General features: G+C 70.9%; 15 protein-coding genes. 10 read left to right on the top strand and 5 right to left on the bottom strand.

Annotation, left to right across the window (positions count from 1 at the left end; all coding sequences use genetic code 11):
- Window positions 1–77 precede the first annotated feature (77 nt).
- The 5 genes from JKJ07_RS42170 (at window position 78) to JKJ07_RS42190 (ending at window position 5,192) form a co-directional block, all read left to right on the top strand.
- A complete protein-coding gene (locus JKJ07_RS42170; protein WP_202997637.1) occupies window positions 78–668 on the top strand; it encodes an ArsR/SmtB family transcription factor in 591 nt (196 codons plus the stop codon).
- A gap of 44 nt (window positions 669–712) precedes the next feature.
- A complete protein-coding gene (locus JKJ07_RS42175) occupies window positions 713–1,933 on the top strand; it encodes an MFS transporter (protein ID WP_202997638.1) in 1,221 nt (406 codons plus the stop codon).
- On the top strand, window positions 1,930–2,781 hold the full coding sequence (locus tag JKJ07_RS42180) for a menaquinone biosynthetic enzyme MqnA/MqnD family protein (RefSeq protein ID WP_202997639.1): 852 nt from the start codon (window positions 1,930–1,932) through the stop codon (window positions 2,779–2,781). The genes JKJ07_RS42175 and JKJ07_RS42180 overlap by 4 nt, the downstream gene beginning before the upstream one ends.
- Before the next feature lie 57 nt (window positions 2,782–2,838).
- Window positions 2,839–4,296, top strand: a complete 1,458-nt coding sequence (locus JKJ07_RS42185; RefSeq protein ID WP_202997640.1) for an LPXTG cell wall anchor domain-containing protein — start codon at window positions 2,839–2,841, stop codon at window positions 4,294–4,296.
- A gap of 77 nt (window positions 4,297–4,373) precedes the next feature.
- On the top strand, window positions 4,374–5,192 hold the full coding sequence (locus JKJ07_RS42190) for a class I SAM-dependent methyltransferase (protein WP_202997641.1): 819 nt from the start codon (window positions 4,374–4,376) through the stop codon (window positions 5,190–5,192).
- Here the strand turns inward: JKJ07_RS42190 and JKJ07_RS42195 are convergent.
- Window positions 5,181–6,065 (bottom strand): AraC family transcriptional regulator, encoded by an 885-nt coding sequence (locus JKJ07_RS42195; RefSeq protein WP_307834696.1) that lies wholly within the window; start codon window positions 6,063–6,065, stop codon window positions 5,181–5,183. The two genes, JKJ07_RS42190 and JKJ07_RS42195, sit on opposite strands and share 12 nt — an antisense overlap.
- A gap of 117 nt (window positions 6,066–6,182) precedes the next feature.
- On the opposite strand from JKJ07_RS42195, the gene JKJ07_RS42200 reads away from it, so the two are divergent.
- Window positions 6,183–6,956: an SDR family NAD(P)-dependent oxidoreductase gene (locus JKJ07_RS42200; RefSeq protein ID WP_202997642.1), complete on the top strand. Its 774-nt coding sequence runs from the start codon at window positions 6,183–6,185 to the stop codon at window positions 6,954–6,956.
- Here the strand turns inward: JKJ07_RS42200 and JKJ07_RS42205 are convergent, their stop codons facing one another.
- Entirely contained in the window at window positions 6,957–7,916 is a 960-nt protein-coding gene (locus tag JKJ07_RS42205) for an aldo/keto reductase (RefSeq protein ID WP_202997643.1), read from the bottom strand.
- A 153-nt stretch (window positions 7,917–8,069) separates the two neighbouring features.
- Here JKJ07_RS42205 and JKJ07_RS42210 point away from each other — a divergent pair, with 153 nt between their 5' ends.
- Both JKJ07_RS42210 and JKJ07_RS42215 read left to right on the top strand, forming a co-directional pair.
- Window positions 8,070–9,659 carry a beta-1,3-glucanase family protein gene (locus tag JKJ07_RS42210; RefSeq protein WP_438871480.1) on the top strand — a complete coding sequence of 530 codons (1,590 nt, stop codon included), beginning with the start codon at window positions 8,070–8,072 and terminating at the stop codon, window positions 9,657–9,659.
- A 723-nt stretch (window positions 9,660–10,382) separates the two neighbouring features.
- A complete protein-coding gene (locus tag JKJ07_RS42215; RefSeq protein WP_202997644.1) occupies window positions 10,383–11,018 on the top strand; it encodes a Type 1 glutamine amidotransferase-like domain-containing protein in 636 nt (211 codons plus the stop codon).
- On the opposite strand, the gene JKJ07_RS42220 is transcribed toward JKJ07_RS42215, so the two are convergent.
- From JKJ07_RS42220 to JKJ07_RS42230, 3 genes are all read right to left on the bottom strand, one after another.
- Entirely contained in the window at window positions 10,973–11,431 is a 459-nt protein-coding gene (locus JKJ07_RS42220) for a cytidine/deoxycytidylate deaminase family protein (RefSeq protein ID WP_202997645.1), read from the bottom strand. The two genes, JKJ07_RS42215 and JKJ07_RS42220, sit on opposite strands and share 46 nt — an antisense overlap.
- An 81-nt stretch (window positions 11,432–11,512) precedes the next feature.
- The gene (locus JKJ07_RS42225) at window positions 11,513–12,343 is read right to left on the bottom strand and encodes an SWIM zinc finger family protein (RefSeq protein WP_202997646.1); all 831 of its coding nucleotides are present in this window, start codon (window positions 12,341–12,343) and stop codon (window positions 11,513–11,515) included.
- A 1-nt stretch (window position 12,344) separates the two neighbouring features.
- Complete coding sequence (locus JKJ07_RS42230) at window positions 12,345–15,662, bottom strand: SNF2-related protein (protein ID WP_236030833.1); 3,318 nt, start codon at window positions 15,660–15,662, stop codon at window positions 12,345–12,347.
- A 78-nt stretch (window positions 15,663–15,740) separates the two neighbouring features.
- Here JKJ07_RS42230 and JKJ07_RS50685 point away from each other — a divergent pair, with 78 nt between their 5' ends.
- Window positions 15,741–16,478: a TetR/AcrR family transcriptional regulator gene (locus JKJ07_RS50685; RefSeq protein WP_307834698.1), complete on the top strand. Its 738-nt coding sequence runs from the start codon at window positions 15,741–15,743 to the stop codon at window positions 16,476–16,478.
- 33 nt (window positions 16,479–16,511) lie between these two features.
- On the top strand, window positions 16,512–17,753 hold the full coding sequence (mqnC, locus tag JKJ07_RS42240) for a cyclic dehypoxanthinyl futalosine synthase (RefSeq protein WP_202997649.1): 1,242 nt from the start codon (window positions 16,512–16,514) through the stop codon (window positions 17,751–17,753).
- Window positions 17,754–17,803 lie beyond the last annotated feature (50 nt).

Here is a 17,803-nt window from a genome sequence, read left to right on the forward strand (position 1 = left end):
CGTTACGGCACGTCGCCCCGCGCCTCCACCGAATTACCAAGCACTGCCCCGGCCGGGCGGCCAGCAAGAATGGGCGCATGACGGATGAGCGTGCACGCAGTGGGGTTCGGATCACGGATCCGCAGGTCATGCGGGCGCTGGCCCACCCGGCACGGATCGCGATCGTGGAGCATCTGAACAGCACCGGGGCCGTCATCACCGCGACCGAGTGCGCCGAGCTGGTCGGCCTGTCGCCCAGCGCGACCAGCTACCACCTGCGTGAGCTGGCCAAATTCGGGCTCGTGGAGCAGGCCGACAGCCGGGGCGACGGGCGCGAGCGGGTCTGGCGCAGCACCAGCGCCGGGCTGAGCATCGACGCCGACCGGGACGATCCGGAGACGGTGTCGGCGCGGGCGGCTCTGGTCGACATCTTTCTCGAGCGCGACATGGAACGCGCCCGGCACTATATCGGGCGGGCGGCCGGCGAGCCGGAGGAGTGGCGCGAGACCGCCACCATCAGCAGCCATCAGGTGTCGCTCACGGCCGATGAGCTGCGCGAGCTTAACGAGAAGGTGCTCGCGTTGGTCGAGCCGTACCGGGTGCGGCGGCGCCAGGAGGAGCCGCCGGCGGGGGCCCGCCGGGTCCAGATCAACTACATGGCCTTCCCGGACGACGTGACGAAAAGCTGACCGCCCTCTGGTGTTGATCAGATGTGAAGGATTATTTTCAAAGTATGTCCTTCACATCTGGCGAGACGCGTTGGCGCGATGTCTACATCGTGGCCGGGTCGAAGGCCGTGTCGGTCTGCGGCGACTTCCTGGCCGCCACCACCCTGGCCCTCGTGCTGCAGCAGAGCGGCCACGGCGGCCTGGCCGTGTCGGGGTTGATGCTGGCCGCGAGCCTGCCCCTGGCCCTGCTCGCGCCGATCACCGGGCGGCTGGCCGACCGCGCCGACAGCCGGACGATCCTGACCGTGGTGCCGCTGTTGCAGGCGGGGGTCTGCCTGGCCCTCGCCTTCACCAGGCACCCGGTCGCGATCATCGGCCTGGTCGCGCTGCTGGCCTGCGGGCTCGCCTTCACCCAGCCGGTCACGGCGGCCCTGCTGCCCGAGATCGCTCGCCGGGCGGATCTGGCCAAGGCGAGCGGGCTGAGCCAGACCGCCGGCAACATCGGCATGCTGGTCGCGCCCGCGCTGGCCGGCATCCTCGTGGGGCAGTCGGGGGCCCGGTTGCCGCTGCTGCTCGACGCGGCGAGTTACCTCGCGCTTGTGGTTGCCGCGCTCTTCCTGCGTACGAGAAGGAAGGGTTTGACTGATCGGAAAGCGCCGCTCGCGAAATGGCGCCTGCGGGACGACCGGACCCTCACGGTCATGGTCGGCGTGCTCGCCGCCACGATCGCCGGGGTCAGCATGATCCAGGTGGTCGAGGTGTTCCTGATCCGGGACACGCTGGGCGCCTCGACCACGCTGTTCGGCTTCGTCGCGGCGTCCTGGACGGTCGGCATGCTGGCCGGGAACGCCCTGTTCAGCCGGGTCCGGCCCGACCGCGTCACGGTGTCCGGGGTGCTGCTGGTCACCGGCGGTTCGTGCCTTCCGCTGCTGCTCGGCGCGGCCGTGCCCGGACCGTACTGGCTGATCCCGCTCTGGATCGCCGGGGGCGTGTGCAACGGCGGGATCAACATCTTCACCATGGTGATCATCGCGGGCCGCACCCCGTCGGCCGCCCGGGGCCGCGCCTTCGCCGCCCTCAACGCCGCGGTGCAGGGCTCCGGCATGATCGGCCTGCTCGTCGCGGGTCCGCTGGTCGAGGTGGCCGACCCGCGGCTGCTGATGGCCGTGGCCGGTGCGTTCGGCCTGGTCACGATCCTGGTCAGCCTGCCACTGGTGCGACGTGAGCCACCTTCGGTTCCGCTCACGAGCACACAGCCGCCGGCGCGGGATAGCGTCGCAGCATGAGCGACAGCGCCGGTCGGCCCCGGGTCGGGCACATCCAGTTCCTCAACTGCCTCCCGATCTATTGGGGGCTGATGCGGTCCGGCGCCCTGCTCGACGTCGACCTGCGCAAGGACACCCCCGAGCGGCTCAGCGCCCAGCTCGTCGCGGGCGACCTCGACATCGGCCCGATCACCCTCGTCGAATACCTGCGCCACGCCGACGACCTGCTGTTGCTGCCCAACCTGGCCGTCGGCAGCGACGGGCCGGTGCTCAGCGTCAACCTGATCTCGACCCGGCCGCCGGCCGAGCTCGACGGGCGTCCGGTCGCGCTCGGCTCCACCTCCCGTACGGGGGTGCTGCTGGCCCAGATGCTGCTGTCGGAGCAGTACGGCGCCGAGCCGGAGTATTTCCGCTGCCCGCCCGAGCTGACCCAGATGCTCATCGAGGCCGACGCGGGCGTGCTGATCGGCGACCCGGCCCTGCGCGCCATGTATGAGGCGCCCCGCTCGGGCCTGCAGGTCGTCGACCTCGGTCAGGCCTGGCGCGACTGGACGGGCCTGCCGATGGTCTTCGCCGTCTGGGCCGTCCGCAAAGACTTCGCGGCCGCCCACCCCGGCGTGGTCAAGGACGTGCACGAGGCCTTCCAGCGCTCCCGCGACCTCTGCCTGGGTGAGCTCGACGAGGTCGCCGCCGCGGCCGCGCGCTGGGAGCCGTTCGACGCCGAGACCCTGGCCACCTATTTCCGCGCGCTCGACTTCTCGCTCGGCGAGCGTCAAATCGCCGGTGTGCGGGAGTTCGCCCGGCGTGCGGCGGCTCGCGGTGAGGTGCCCGCGTTGCCCGCGGAAGGGCCGCTATTCGCCGAAGTTTGATCTTCGGAGGCGCAGGCCATACGCTCCCGGCCTCTTCCTAGAAACGGGGACCGGGTCATGCGTCGACTCGCACTTCCGGCCGCTCTCGCGGCCGTTGCCCTCGGCGGTCTCGCCGCGCCGGCTCAAGCCGCGCCCGAAGTCCCCGAACCGACCGTCGGCGTGATCCTGCCCGAGCAGATCGCCGTGATCGAGGGTCGGACCAAGACGATCCGGGCCGAAGTGATCAACGCGGGCAGCACCGTGGCCAAGAACGTGGTCGTGAACTTCGGCAATGTGGACAAGTCGCTCGAGCTGAGCCTGCCGGCCGGTTGTGACGCCACCTCGTGCCAGGTGGGCGACCTCGCGCCCCGGGCCACCAAGGTCCTCACCCTCAAGGTCGGCGTGACCGGCGACAAGCTGGCCGCCACCTTCGAGGTCGCCACCGGCGCCTTCGAGACCGAGGTGACCGTCGTGCGCTCCGCGGGCGGCGTCGACCTCGAGATCGAGCCGATCGCCAGTCTGAACCTGAATCGTGGCCAGTCGGCCAAGCTGCCGGTCGTCGTGCACAACGCCGGCACCGAGGCGGTCGACTCGGTCGGCATCGTGGTGCTCAACGAGCAGGGCCTGACCGCGCTCGGTGACTACCGCAACTGCCTGAACCTCGCCGACATCGACGACGAGCTCGGCGAGGAGACCGGGGTCGTCTGCAAGTTCGACGAGACGTTCGAGCCCGGCGCCACCTTCGAGGTGCCGGCCGCCTCCCCGCTCTCGATCAAGGTCAACAAGGACGCGGGCGGCCCCTACACGTACGGTGCCGCCGTGCTGGCCATCGGCGTGAACGACTCCGACGCCGCCCTGCTGGCCAAGAAGAAGTCCGGCAAGCTGCTGACCCTGGACGCGCTCCGCAAGAAGTCGGACGTCACCGACGGTGACGCGCCGGAGGACATCAACGAGGAGGACAACAGCGCCTTCTTCGGTGTCACGGTCGGCAAGTCGGTCGCCGACGTCTCCGCACTGGGGGCGACTGCTGACTCGGAAGACGTGACCCTCGAGGTCGGCCTGCGGAACAACGGGCCGACGACCCTGATCTCGGGTAACGACGACTTCACCTGGTTCCCGAGCGTCCGCGTCGCGGTGCCGGCCAATGTGGAGCTGACCGACGTCGACGTCAACTGCGTGCCCGGCACCGACCTGACGGAGTGGGATTTCGACACGGCCGGAACCGTCGACGGCCACGTCTACACCTGCTTCCCCGAGTTGGGCGCGGCGGTCGGCGAGACGATCAAGTTCGCCTTCGCGGGCACGGCCACCGGCAGCGGCAAGGGTTCGGTCGTGGTCGACGGCGGGGTGCAGGACACCAACGCCGCCAACGACAAGGCGGAGATCGTGGTGACCGCCTCCGGTGGCCAGGGCGGCGGCCTGCCGGTCACCGGCGCGCCGGCCGGGTGGGTCGCGCTGGGTGGCGCGGTGCTGCTGCTGGCCGGGGCCGGGGCGGCGTTCCTCTTCCGGCGCCGGCGGATCGTTACGACGCTCTAGCCGCACGCGGGCCCCCGGGGCGGCGGTGCTCCGGGGGATATGTCGGGTTGCTCTGGCTTGCTAGGGTCCGACGGATCATGATGAGTCCCGACTTCGATGGGCACGAGCGGGCCCGGTGGTCCGGGCGGGCCCGCGCCTATGACCGCAGCTTCGCTCGTCTCTGTGCCCATCCGGCCGAGGCGTTGCTGGATGCCGCGGGTGTCGACAAGGGGCACCACCTGCTGGATGTCGGCACCGGCACGGGCACGGTGGCCGCCCTGGCCGCGGCGCGGGGGGCCTCGGTGGTGGCGGTGGATGCCGAGCCGTCGATGCTCGAGGTGGCCGCGACCCGGCTCCCGGCCCGGGCCACGGTGCTGGCGACCCTGCCGGTGCTGCCGTTCCCGGCGCGGTCCTTCGACGCGAGCGTGGGCAATTTCGTGATCAATCACGTGGGCAATCCGGCCGCGGCGGTCGCCGAGCTGGCCCGGGTGACCCGTCCGGGCGGCCGGATAGCGGTCACGCTCTGGCCCGCGCCGGCGCCCACGGCTCAGCGGTTGTGGGGCGAGGCGTTCGACGCGGCGGGTGCCGAGCGGCCCGCGTCGTTGCCCCGGCTCGAGGCGGCCAAAGACTTCCCCCGTACGGAATCAGGTCTGTCCGCCCTGCTCGAAGGGGCCGGCCTGGCCGGGGTCAGGTGCGAAACGGTGTCGTGGACGCTGCACATCGACCCGGACGACTGGTGGGCCGGACCCGCCGCGGGTTTGGGCACGGCCGGCCTCATTCTCGATCACCAGCCGCCGTCGGTCGTGGCCGAGGTGCGGGCCGCGTACGACGAGGTCACGGCTCCCTATCGGACGGACGACGGGATGCTGGCCCTCCCCACGTCGGCGCTGCTGGCCTCCGGTGGCTTACGGCACTGAGGTCGCCGCGGGAGTGGCGCGCAGGTGGGCCGCGTCCCGGCTCGGGGGCAGGCCGAACTGGCGGCGATACTCGCGGCTGAACTGGGACGGGCTGTCGTAGCCGACCCGCTGGCCGACCCCGGTGACGTCGTTCGGCCGGGTGGCCAGCATCAGGCGGGCCTCCTGCAGGCGAATCTGCTTCTGGAACTGGATCGGGCTCATCGCGGTCACCGCCTGGAAGTTGCGATAGAACGCGGAGGCGCTCATCCCGGCCAACCGGGCCACGTCCTCGACCCGGAACGCCTCGCGATAGTGGTCCCGGATCCACTGCACCGACCGGGCCACGTGCGCGAGGCTGCTGTCGGCCAGACCCAGCTGCCGTACGGTCGCGCCCTGCTCGCCGGTGATCAGACGCCACAGGATCTCGCGCCGGATCAGCGGGGCCACCACGGGGATGTCGCGCGGGGTCTCGAGCAGCCGCAGCATCCGTACGGCCGCATCGAGCAGCTCGGCAGGGGCGTCACTGACCGCGATCGCCGAGGGCGCGCCGGAGGCCGGGGGCAGCGAGCCGGCGGGGGCCTGGAGCAGCAGTTCCGCGATCTCGGCCGGGTCGAGCAGCAGTCCGAACCCGAGGGCCGGCGCCTCCGTGTAATACCCCGTGACCGGCAGGTCGACCGACGCCACCAGATATTGCCCGGCGCGATACTCGAAGACCCGCTCGCCGAGCGCCAGGGTCTTGGCCCCTTGGGCGACGAGGGCCAGCACGGTTCCCGACATCGAGGCGCTGTTCTCGTACGCCCGGGTCGCCCTGCCGATCAGCACACCGTCGATGGCCGTGGCCCCGTCACCGCGGGCATGGCGCTCCAGCAAGGCGCGCAGGACGTCGAGCGGCACTGATCCTCCACGAGAGGATTGGGCAAGTATCAGCGAGGCTCATTCTACCCCGTACGTGTCTCAGCTGGTGACATTGAGGAAGAGCACTTCACGCCGTATGGGAAAAGGGGTTGGATTATGCGAGTCGCGATGGTGGTCGGGGGCAGTTCGGGGATCGGGCAGGCGGCGGCCGTCGAGCTGGGGCGGCGTGGGGTGGGCGTGATCGTCACCTACAGCGGCAACCCGGCGGGGGCGAAGGACACTGTGGCCGCGATCGAGCGCGAGGGTGGCACGGCCGTCGCGTTTCGGCTCGACGTCGGGCGCACCGAGGAGTTTCCCGCGTTCCGCGAGCAGGTGGCCGCGACGCTGCTCGCGACGTGGCAGCGGGACACGTTCGACTATCTGGTCAACAGCGCCGGCTTCGGCGGGATGGTGATGTTCCCCGACGTGACCGAGGAACTGTTCGACCGGTTTATGCGGGTGCTGCTCAAGGGGCCGTTCTTCCTGACCCAGACGCTGGCGCCGCTGCTCGCCGACGGCGGGGCGATCGTCAACGTGAGCAGCAGCTCGGCGTTGCCGACCGGGCCCGCCGCCGTCGGTTACACGGCCTACGCGGCGATGAAGGGCGGGCTCAACGTGTGGACACGGATGCTGGCCAAGGAGCTCGCCGTCCGCCGGATCCGGGTCAACACCGTCTCGCCCGGCCCGACCCGCACCCGGCTCGCGGACGCCGACGGGGTGGTCGGCTTCGAGGCGTACCCGGAGGTCATCCCGATGCTGGCCGAGCAGACCGCGCTGGGCCGGCTCGGCGAGCCCGACGACGTGGGGGTCGCGATCGCGGCGCTGCTCGGGGACGAGAGCCGCTGGATCACCGCGCAGAACGTCGAGGTGTCGGGCGGCTTCGGCCTCTGACTACCCCTTTTCCAGTACGGCTTCCAGCGCGGCGATGTCGTCGGCCGTCAGCTCCCAACGGCCGGCGGCGGCGTTCGCGTGCACCTGCTCGGCGGTGGTGGCGCCCGCGATCACGCTGGTCACGGCGGGCAGCGCGGCCAGGCCGGCGATCGCCACGTCGAGCAGGCTGTGACCGCGCTCGGCGCCGAACGCGGTGAGCGCCTCGATTGTGTCCCAGTCGGCGCCGTCGACCCAGCGCTGATAGCGCGGCAGCGAGAGGCGAGTGCCTTCGGCCGGTTTCTCGTCGCGGCGATACTTGCCGCTGAGCAGGCCCGAATCGAGCGGGAAGAACGGCAGCAGGCCGAGCCCGAACTGCTCGCAGGCCGGCACGACCTCCTTCTCGACCTCGCGGTGGAGCAGGCTGTATTGGTTTTGCGCGCTGACGAACGGGGTCAGGCCGCCGGCGCGGGCGGTCCAGTCGGCGTCCGCGATCTGCCAGCCGGCGAAGTTCGAGTTGCCCAGGTAGCGCACCTTGCCCGAGCGTACGAGGTCGTCGAGGGCGGACAGAGTCTCGTCGATCGGGGTAAGCGGGTCGGGCTCGTGCATCTGATAGAGGTCGATGTAATCCGTCTCGAGCCGCCGCAGCGACGACTCGACCGCGCGCACGATGTAGCGCCGGGAGCCGCGGGCGCCGAAGTCGTTGCCGTTGAGCCGGCCCACGTCGAGCCCGAACTTGGTGGCCACGATGACCTCGTCGCGGCGGCCCTTGAGCGCGGCGCCGAGGCACTCCTCGGAGGCGCCGGGTTCGGTGCCGTAACGGTCGGCGGTGTCGAACAGGGTGATCCCGGCGTCGAACGCGGCGTCGACGACCTTGCGGGTGCCCTCGGCGTCCAGCTTGCGGCCGAAGTTGTTGCACCCGATGCCGACCACGGAGACGACCAGGCCCGAGGTGCCCAGTCGCCGGTAGCTCATCTCGCTCATGACCACGACCCTATGCCCGTTCGTGCCGACGTTTGCCCGCGACGCCATCCATCGGCCGTTATCTATTGACACGAGTCGGAAACGAAAAGGACTCTTTCCTGAGAGCGCTCTCCACGATCCGTCCGTTCCCCCTTGAAGCGGAAGGTGTCCCCCGTGCGTACCGTCCTCCGAGCCTTAGCGGCACTGGCCATGACCATTCCGGTCGCGGCCGCGGTGTCCCCGCCCGCGGCCCAAGCGATCGGCCCCAGCATCCTGCCCGTCACCGTCTCCAACAACACCGGTCGCGGTGACGCGGTCTACCTGTACGTCATCGGCATCCAGTTGTCGTCGGGCAGGCTCGGGTACGTCAACCAGGCCGGCACCTTCAACGCGTGGACCGGCGGCGCGATCCCGCCCGCCCCCGCACCCGACGTCGCGATCAACGCGGCCGGCAACGGCGGCTCGACGACGATCAACTTCCCGCGCGGCTTCTCCGGACGCGTCTACTTCTCGCTCGGCCAGAAGCTCAAGTTCTTCCTCACCCCGGACGGCCTGGTGCAGCCCGCACCGTGGGCCGGCGGCGACGCCAACCGGGACATCCTGTTCGACTGGAGCGAGTTCACCTACAACGACTCGGGTCTGTGGCTCAACAGCTCGCAGGTCGACATGTTCGCCGTGCCGCACGCGGTCTCGGTGACCGGGGCCAACGGCGCCTCCCGCCGTACGGGTGACCTGGTCGCCAACGGGCGCGACAACATCATCAACGCCATCCGCAACGCGGGGCTGGGCAGCACGGTCTACAGCCGCTCGGACGGCACGGTGCTGCGGGTGCTCGCCCCGGGCAAGGCGGCCGGCGCGGGCCTGATGAGCAGCACCTACCTCGACTCGTACATCGCGTCGGCGTGGAACGCATACACCGGCAAGAATTTGACCGTCGTGCCGTTCGCCGACCAGCCCAACACTCGCTACACCGGGCGGACCTCGGGCAACGTCATGCGCTTCACGAACTCGTCGGGCGCGCAGGTGGCGTCGTTCAACCGGCCCTCGTCGGCGTCGGTGTGGGGCTGCGACGGCGACCTGCCCGCCCCCAACGACCTGGTCGTCGGCCCCATTTCCCGTACGCTGTGCGCCGCGCTCAACCGGGGCACGCTCGGCACGATCGACACCCAGCCGAGCACCAACGCAGCCGACTTCTACAAGAACAACCCGACCAACGTGTACGCCAAGGCCGTGCACGCCAACATGCAGGACGGCAAGGCGTACGCGTTCGCATTCGACGACGTCGGCGCGTTCGAGTCCCTGGTCCACGACGGCGACCCGCGCTCGGCCGGCATCCACCTGACCCCGTTCACCGGCGGCGGCGGCCCGACGAACCCGCAGCCCACCGGCGTCTCCGTGATCAGCTCGCTGAACAACAAGTGCATCGACGTGCCGAGCGGCAACTTCGTCGACAGCGCGCCGCTGCAGATGTGGGGCTGCAACGACTCGAGCGCCCAGAAGTGGACCTTCACGGGCGGCACCCTGCAGGCCGGCGGCAAATGCATGGACGCCCAGGCCGCCGGCACCGCCAACGGCACGCCGATCCAGCTCTACACCTGCAACGGCACGGCAGCCCAGCAATTCGTCCTCAGCGCAGCCGGCGACCTGGTCAACCCACAAGCCAACCGCTGCGTCGACATCAAAGAAGTCAACTCAGCCGACGGCGCCCGCCTGCACCTGTGGGACTGCGTAGGCGCCGCCAACCAAAAGTGGCGCAAGGGCTAACCCTCCCTCTCACAGCGGCCCCACCGCACTTCGCGGTGGGGCCGCCCTCATGCCCGTGCCAGCCCCTCCCGCGCCCTCTTGCTCTGCGCCAGCTCTCCCGCGCGCCTCTTGTCCTGCGCCAGTTCTCCCGCGCGCCCTCTTGTCCTGCGCCAGCCTTCGCGCGCGCCTCTTGGCCCGTGCCTTCTTGTCCCGCGCCTCCCCTGCTCCCGCCGGGCTCTCCCGTGCTGCCGCCCTCGCGCCGCCTCCTTCGCGCCCCTCTTCTACGGCGTCTCGTTCCCGCGCGCCCGTCCGCCGCGCGCCCCTACCCTGCGCGCTCTTTTCCGGCGCTGCCCCCGCCACGTCGCCCCAGCCGGTTTGGCCCGCGCCACGTCGCCCTCCGCGAGGTGGCCATGCGCCACGTCGCCCTCCGCGAGGTGGCCATGCGCCACGTCGCCCTCCGCGAGGTGGCCATGCGCCACGTCGCCCTCCGCGAGGTGGCCCCGCGCCACGTCGCCCTCCGCGAGGTGGCCCCGCGCCACGTCGCCCTCCGCGAGGTGGCCCCGCGCCACGTCGCCCTCCGCGAGGTGGCCCCGCGCCACGTCGCCCTCCGCGAGGTCGCCCCGCGCTACGTCGCCCCGCGCTACGTCGCCCCCCGCACGTCCCACCGGCACCTCGCCGCCGCCTGCGCTGCCGTTCTGATCAATGCGCTTGCGGTCCTAGCTCGGCGGCTGTCAGTTTGGGCGGGTGATCTTTCTGGGCGGCGGGGGCAGCGAAACCGACGAGGCAAACCTCTGGGACGAGGTCTTCGTCGAGGGCCGGCGGCTCACGCTCTGGCCTTATGCGATGCCACCCGACCGCCGGCCCCAAGTCGAACGGTGGTTCCGCGAGGCGCTGGCCCCGCGCGGACAGTTCGTGTTTGACCGCGCTTTGGACCAGGCCGACATACTGGCCATTCCGGGCGGCAACACCTATGACTTACTGGCGGCGGTGCGCGACATGCTGCCCGCGTTGCGTCCGTTCTTGGAGCGGGGCGGTCACATCTACGGCGGCAGCGCGGGCGCCATCCTGCTGGGTGCCGACATCGACATCGCCGGGATTCTCGACCCGAACGACATCGGGCTGACCGACACCGCGGGCGCCGACCTGCTGGCCGGGCACGTGGTCTATCCGCACTTCACCGCCGACCAAGAGTCGACGGCCGCACGCTGGGCCGCCGATCACGACGTCGCCGTGCTGGCCATTCCCGAGACCGCCGGCGTCATCGTCGACGGGGAGACGGCCCGCAACGCCGGCCCCTCGCCCGTCCAGGTCTTAACTCCTGGCGCGAAGGTGACCTATGCGGCCAGCGACGTGTGGTCGTTGAACAGCGCGGGGTCGTAGGGCTGGGTGCCCGACTCGGCGTCCCAGCGGGCGGCCAGCGGCATCAGGTCGGTGATGGCCACGCTGCGCAGGCCCTGCTCGGTGGGCAGAATGACGCGAATGCCCGGGTGGTAGTCGAACAGGATCTGGCGATCACGCCCACACGGCCCGACCGGCCCGCGGCCCTCGTTGCCGACCGCGACGATCGTCGAGAACTCGCGCCCGCCCGAGGCCCGCGCGTGGCCCAGCGCCACCAGCTCGGCGCACGGACCGCCGAGGAAGTGGAAGATGTTGATGCCGCCGAACATGCGACCGTCGGCCTCGCGCACGGCCGCACCCATGGTGTGCACACCCGTCTCGCCGTCGGTGTTGGCATCCACGATCTGCCGGGCGAACTCGATCAGCTCTCGATCGTCCACGGTCAACTCACGCATCGGAATTCCCACGCGCCCGATCCTGAGGCCGGCCCCGAACGCCCGCCGCGTCCCGATTCGAGACGTTCCTGGAACCCGAGGTCAGCCGTCCGCCGGGGCGGCCAGGTCTCGGTAGGCGGGGCGTAACAGGTCGACCAGCGGGATGTGCCGGACGCGGATCTGCGGGGCGTCCAGTGCTCGCAGTAGTAGCTCGGGTGGAGCCGTGATGCGTGACGGTCGTTCCCGCAGCCGGCTCAAGCTGATCGCCGGGGTGTAGAAGTCGGCCAGGTGAGCCTCCAAAGGGGACTCCTCGACCGCCAGCGGGTCGACGGGCGGCGTGGGGTCGGGAGTGCCGCGCAGGGCGTCGAGCAGGGCCTCACGTGCGCGGCCCCGCCAGGCCAGCACCAGGAACGGGTCGTCGTCGAAGGCCTCGGCCAGCACGTAAAGCACCGCGGAGCCGTGTTTGCAGGGCACGCTCCAATCAGGACAGCTGCACCGGATGTCGAGCCGGTCGGGGAAAAGTGGCGCGTCGTGCTCGGCGAACAGGTCGACGATCTCGCGCGGCATCTCGCCTGCCAGCAGCGCCGCGCGATACAAGGCCTGCGAGCCGAGCGCGTCGGTCAGCTCCGTCCACTGTGCCTCGTCGAACGCCGCGATTTCGATCGTGACCTCGTACGGCTGGGGTCGTGAACCCTGCACCCGGCCGGTGACCCGGCCCGCCGACAGCGCGAAATCCATCACCTGGCCCTTGCGCGCGTAGCTTCGTCCGCGCGCGAGCCGCCCGCCGTCGCAGATCTGCTCGAGCACGTCGACGAAGCGCCGCGACCACCAGCTGTCGCCGATCTTGCCGCGTTTGGCGCGTACGGCGATGCCGCCCTCGACCTCGATCGGCCGGCCGCCCTCGAAGAATCGCCCCTTGGGATCAATCGGCATGTCAGCGCACCGCCGCCGGGTCGAGCGCGAACAGCTCACGCAGTTGGTCAGTGCTCAGGTCGGTGATCCACTCCTCGCCGGTGCCGACGACCGACGAGGCGAGCGCCTTCTTCCGCTCGATCATCCCGTCGATCTTCTCCTCCAGCGTCCCCGTGCAGATGAACTTGCGGACCTGCACGTTGCGCGACTGTCCAATCCGGAACGCACGGTCGGTGGCCTGATCCTCGACCGCGGGGTTCCACCATCGGTCAAAGTGGACGACATGGTTGGCCGCCGTCAGGTTGAGACCGGTGCCCGCCGCCTTGAGCGACAGCAGGAACAGCATCGGCTCGTCATCGGTCTGGAACCGCTCGACCAGATCGTCGCGCTTCGCCTTCGAGAGTCCACCGTGGAGCCACAGCACCGGACGGTCGAGATGCGCCGCGAGATAGGGCTGCAGCAGCGAGCCCCATTCCGCGTACTGCGTGAAGATCAGGGCCTTGTCGCCGTCCTCGATGATCTCTTCGGCGAGCTCCTCGAGCCGGGCCAGCTTGCCCGAGCGGCCCGGCAGGCGCGAGCCGTCCTTGAGCAGGTGGGTGGGGTGGTTGCAGACCTGCTTGAGCTTGGTCATCGCGGCCAGCACGTTGCCGCGCCGCTGGATGCCCTCGCTGCCCGAGATCGCCTCCATCATGTCCTCGACGACGGCCTGATAGAGCGTCGCCTGCTCGGCCGTGAGCGTGCACCAGACCTTCATCTCGTTCTTCTCGGGCAGATCCGAGATGATCGTTTTGTCGGTCTTGAGGCGGCGCAGCACGAACGGGCCGGTCGCCCTTTTCAGCGCGGCCGCGGCGTCCTCGTCCTGCCGCACCTCGATCGGCTCCTGGAACCGCCGGCGGAACCGCTTGACCGGCCCGAGCAGCCCCGGGTTGCAGAAGTCCATGATGGACCACAGCTCGGCCAGGTGGTTTTCGACAGGCGTGCCGGTGAGAGCGAGCCGGGTGCGGGCCGGCACCGACCGTACGGCCTGGGCCTGCCGGGTGCCGCTGTTTTTGATGGCCTGCGCCTCGTCGCACGCCAAGCGTCCCCAATGGACATCACGCAGAGCCTCGATGTCGCGAACCGCCGTCCCGTACGTGGTCAGCACCAGATCGGCGTCGCGCACTGCCGCGTCGAAGTCTTCGCCGCGCTGACGGGTGCCGCCGTGATGCACGTAGACCCGCAGGCTGGGCGCGAACCGGGCCGCCTCCTTCTGCCAGTTGCTGACCAGAGACATAGGACAGATGAGCAGGGTCGGCGCGACGGGTGCCGCCGGGTCGGCTCGTTCGGTCAGCAGCAGCGACAGGGTCTGCGCCGTCTTGCCGAGGCCCATGTCGTCGGCGAGGATGCCGCCGAGCCCCAGCCGCGACAGGAAGTGCAGCCACGAGAGGCCGCGTTCCTGATAGGGCCGGAGCGCGCCCTGGAAGCTCGCCGGGGTCGGGACCGGGGCGAGACGTTCGGCGGCCTGGCCGGAGAGCAGGTCGCCCAGCATCCCGTCGGCGTCGACGTCGACCAGCGGCAGATCCTCCTCGCCGCCATCCATGACCTGCTGCAGGACCTCGCCCGCGGTGAGCTCGCCCTCGCGCCGCTTGCCGACGGCCTTGAGGGCGGCCTTGAGCTGGCGATCGTCGAGCTCGACCCACTGCCCCCGGACGCGCACCAGCGGCACCTTGAGCCGGGCCAGCTCGGCCAGCTCCTCCGCGGTCACCACCCCGTCGCCGATCACCAGCTCGAGCTTGAAGTCGACCAGGTCGTCGAGCCCGAACCCGGAATCGGCGACCGCCCGCGACGAGCTGCCCTTCTTCGACTTCGACCGGGTGGTCAGCTTGAGCCCGACGCCCTTGCGCCCGGCCCAGGCCGGCAGCTGCACCCCGAACCCGGCCGCCTGCAGCAGGGGAGCGGCCTGCCGGAGGAACTCGTGCGCCTCGCCGGTGTCGATCACGAGCGCCGCCGGCTCCTGCTCCTGCAGGGCCAGATGCAGCAGCGGGAACAGCCGGACGGCCCGCCCGAGCCCGGCCAGCAGGGTCTCGTCGGGCCGGGCCGGCAGCCCCGGGAACCGTCCACCGGCCCACACGTCGGTCGCCGCGAGATAGAGGCTCGGATCCTCCGACGACTGGAGCGCGAATTCCAGCCCCCACTCGTCGGCGCCGGGCTCGGGCTCGCTGAGCCGGAAACTGACCCGGATCGGCCCGTTGGCCTCGTAGGCCGCGCGCAGCCACTCGTCGAGCGCCTCGCGCAGCTCGCGCTCCTCGGCCGGCTTGGCCCCCGGCAGCGCGGGGTCGGCCGCGGTCAGCGCGGCGATCCACCGGTCGGGCAGGGGGCCCTTGGGGCCGGCCCGATGACCGAGCAGGATGCGCTCGGGCATGACGGCCCGGGCCGCGCCGTCGAGCAGGGCGGCCACCGCGTCCTGCAGGGTGGCGGCCACCGAGGTGCCGGTGGCCCGGACCGCGGCGGGCATCGCGGTGGCGAAGTCGCGATAGGTGGCGGCGTCGGCGCCGGTGACGACCGCGCGCCAGCGGGCCGTCGGCACCCCGGCCTCGGTGACCAGTTGGGGCAGCATGCGGCCGCGGCGGGCCAGGTCGCAGGCGTGGGCGGCCAGCACGCTGAGGTAGCGCAGCGACGAGCCGGCCAGCCAGGAGCCGGCCGGGTCGGGCTCGGCCAGCGCGGAGAGGGCGGCCAGCGCGGCGTCGCCCGGCAGCAGCAGAACCGGCACCGACCACTCGGCCAGCCGAACGCCGCGCGTCGCCGACTCGACGCCGGTGTCGGGGGAGGGGAGCGGGCCGCGGGCCGAACTGGGCAGCCGGAGCGTCAGCGACCCCGCGGCGGCCTTGCCCAGCGCGTCGCGGACGTCGTCGGACGTCTCGGCCAAGGCGGTCAGCAGCGCCTCGGCGCCGGGCGCGAACGGATGCGACCGCTGCTGCGCCCGGGAGCGGGTCGTCGACGGAAGATCGGGATCCTCGGCCCAGAGCGCGAGCTGACCCGGCCGGTCCGTGCCCGGGACCCAGCCGCCATGCACGACGAGCACACCCACCCCCTGAAAGAACGCATCGAGACTAACGACCCCGGCCCGCGGAAACGACTCACGCCCCGGCGGTTCGGAGTGGCTGCAGGGCAGCGGCCCGCTTCGGGGGCTGCGACGCCGCAGCCCGCGTTTCGCCAGCACGTCCAGCAGCCGTACGAGGGTGGCGGCAGTTTTTGGGGTGAAGCCGGCCTCGGGCATCTCGTCCCAGGGGGCGCCGTTGCGCGACCACGGACGGCGACGACCGGGGTGGCGGCGCCGGATCGGGGCGCGGCTTATCTTCATGGTGCCCCCTTGAGCGGAGCCGAGCGGCAAGTCTGTACGTCGTACACAATACGCCGTACAAGAAAGGAGCGCCAACCCGTGGCCGAGGCCAGACGCACCATCGATCTGCTGTGGTTCCCCGACGCGGTGGAGAAGCGGCGCGGCCGCCGCCAGGGCCTGAGCGTGCCCCGCGTGGTCGAGACCGGCGTCACGCTGGCCGACGACGAGGGTCTCGAGGCGGTGACCATGCGCCGGGTGGCTCACGAGCTGGGCGTCGTGCCGATGACGCTTTATACCTATGTGCCCGACAAGGCGACGCTGCTCGAGCTGATGCTCGACCGGGTCTATCTGGCCATGAGCCGGGTCGAGCGGCCGGGCGAGCCGTGGCGTGACCGGCTGGCCGCGATCGCCGAGGAGAATCGCCGGCTCTACGCCGAGCACCCGTGGGCGGCCGAGATGCCCGCCGGCCGCCCGCCGCTGGGCCCGGGGCTGATGGCGAAGTACGAGCACGAGCTCAAGGCGTTCGAGGGGTGCGGGCTCGACGACGTGACCACCGACGCGGCGCTGACCTTTTTGATCGGCTTCGTGCAGTCCTCGGCCCGAGCCGGCGCCGTCGCCGCCGCTCAGGAGGGCACCGACGCGCAGTGGTGGGAGGTCAACAAGCCCCGGTTCAGCGTCGTCCTCGACGAGCGGGCCTATCCCACGGCGACGCGCGTCGGGGCCGCCGCCGGGGCCGCTCAGAGGGCCGCGATCAACCCCGATCATGCGTACGGGTTCGGTCTGGAACGAGTGCTCGACGGGCTGGGAGTGCTCATCGCCACGCGACCCGCCGACTGACGACCGGGCAGCCGGGGACGTAATCTCGACGATGTGACGGCGAACCCGGAGATCGACAGCATCCTGCAGCGAGCCGCCGACGGCGGGCGGATCACGCCCGAGGAGGCGCTGCTCATCTACACGGAGGCGCCGTTCCACGCGCTCGCCGAGGCCGCCGACACGGTCCGCCGCCGTCGTTATCCCGACGGCATCGTCACCTACCTGATCGACCGCAACATCAACTACACCAATGTGTGCGTCACCGCGTGCAAGTTCTGCGCCTTCTTCCGTGCCCCGAAGCACAAGGAGGGCTGGTCGCACCCGATGGAGGAGATCCTGCACCGCTGCGGCGAGGCGGTCGATCTCGGCGCCACCCAGGTGATGCTGCAGGGCGGCCACCACCCCGACTTCGGCGTGGAGTATTACGAGGAGCTCTTCTCCTCCGTCAAGCAGGCGTATCCGCAGCTCGCGATCCACTCGATCGGCCCCAGCGAGATCTTGCACATGGCGAAGGTCTCCGGCGTCTCGATCGAGGAGGCGGTCGTCCGCATCAAGGCCGCGGGGCTCGACTCGATCGCCGGGGCCGGCGCCGAGATGCTGCCCGACCGCCCGCGGAAGGCCATCGCCCCGCTCAAGGAGAGCGGCGCTCGCTGGCTCGAGGTGATGGCGGTCGCGCACCGCCACGGCCTCTCGTCGACCGCGACGATGATGATGGGCACGGGCGAGACGCATACCGAGCGCATCGAGCACATCCGGATGATCCGCGACGTGCAGGATCTGGCGGTCGCCAACGGCTACCGCGACGACGCGGTCGAGACCAGCCACGAGGTGGGCGGGTTCCGCGCGTTCATCCCCTGGACCTATCAGCCCGAGAACAACCACCTCAAGGGCCGCACCCAGGCCACGACCATGGAATACCTGCGGTTCCTGGCCATGTCGCGGCTGTTCTTCGACAACGTGCCGCACCTGCAGGCGTCCTGGCTGACCACCGGCAAGGACGTCGGTCAGCTGTCGCTGCACCTGGGCGTCGACGACCTGGGCTCGATCATGCTCGAGGAGAACGTGATCTCCTCGGCGGGCGCCCGCCACCGGTCGAACCTGCACGAGCTGATCTGGATGATCCGCACGGCCGACCGCACCCCGGCCCAGCGCGACACCCTCTACCGCCATCTGGCGGTGCACCACACCCCGGCCGACGACCCGACCGACGAGCGGGTGGTCTCGCACTTCTCCTCGATCGCGATGCCCGGCGGCGGCGCCGGCCGCGCCCAGCTGCCCCTGGTCGAGGCCAAATAGAGACCGGAAGGCCGAATAGACGTACCGCCATTGACCGTTCGGTCAGGTCG

It is taken from the genome of Paractinoplanes lichenicola (assembly GCF_016785085.1).
Lineage (GTDB): Bacteria > Actinomycetota > Actinomycetes > Mycobacteriales > Micromonosporaceae > Actinoplanes > Actinoplanes lichenicola.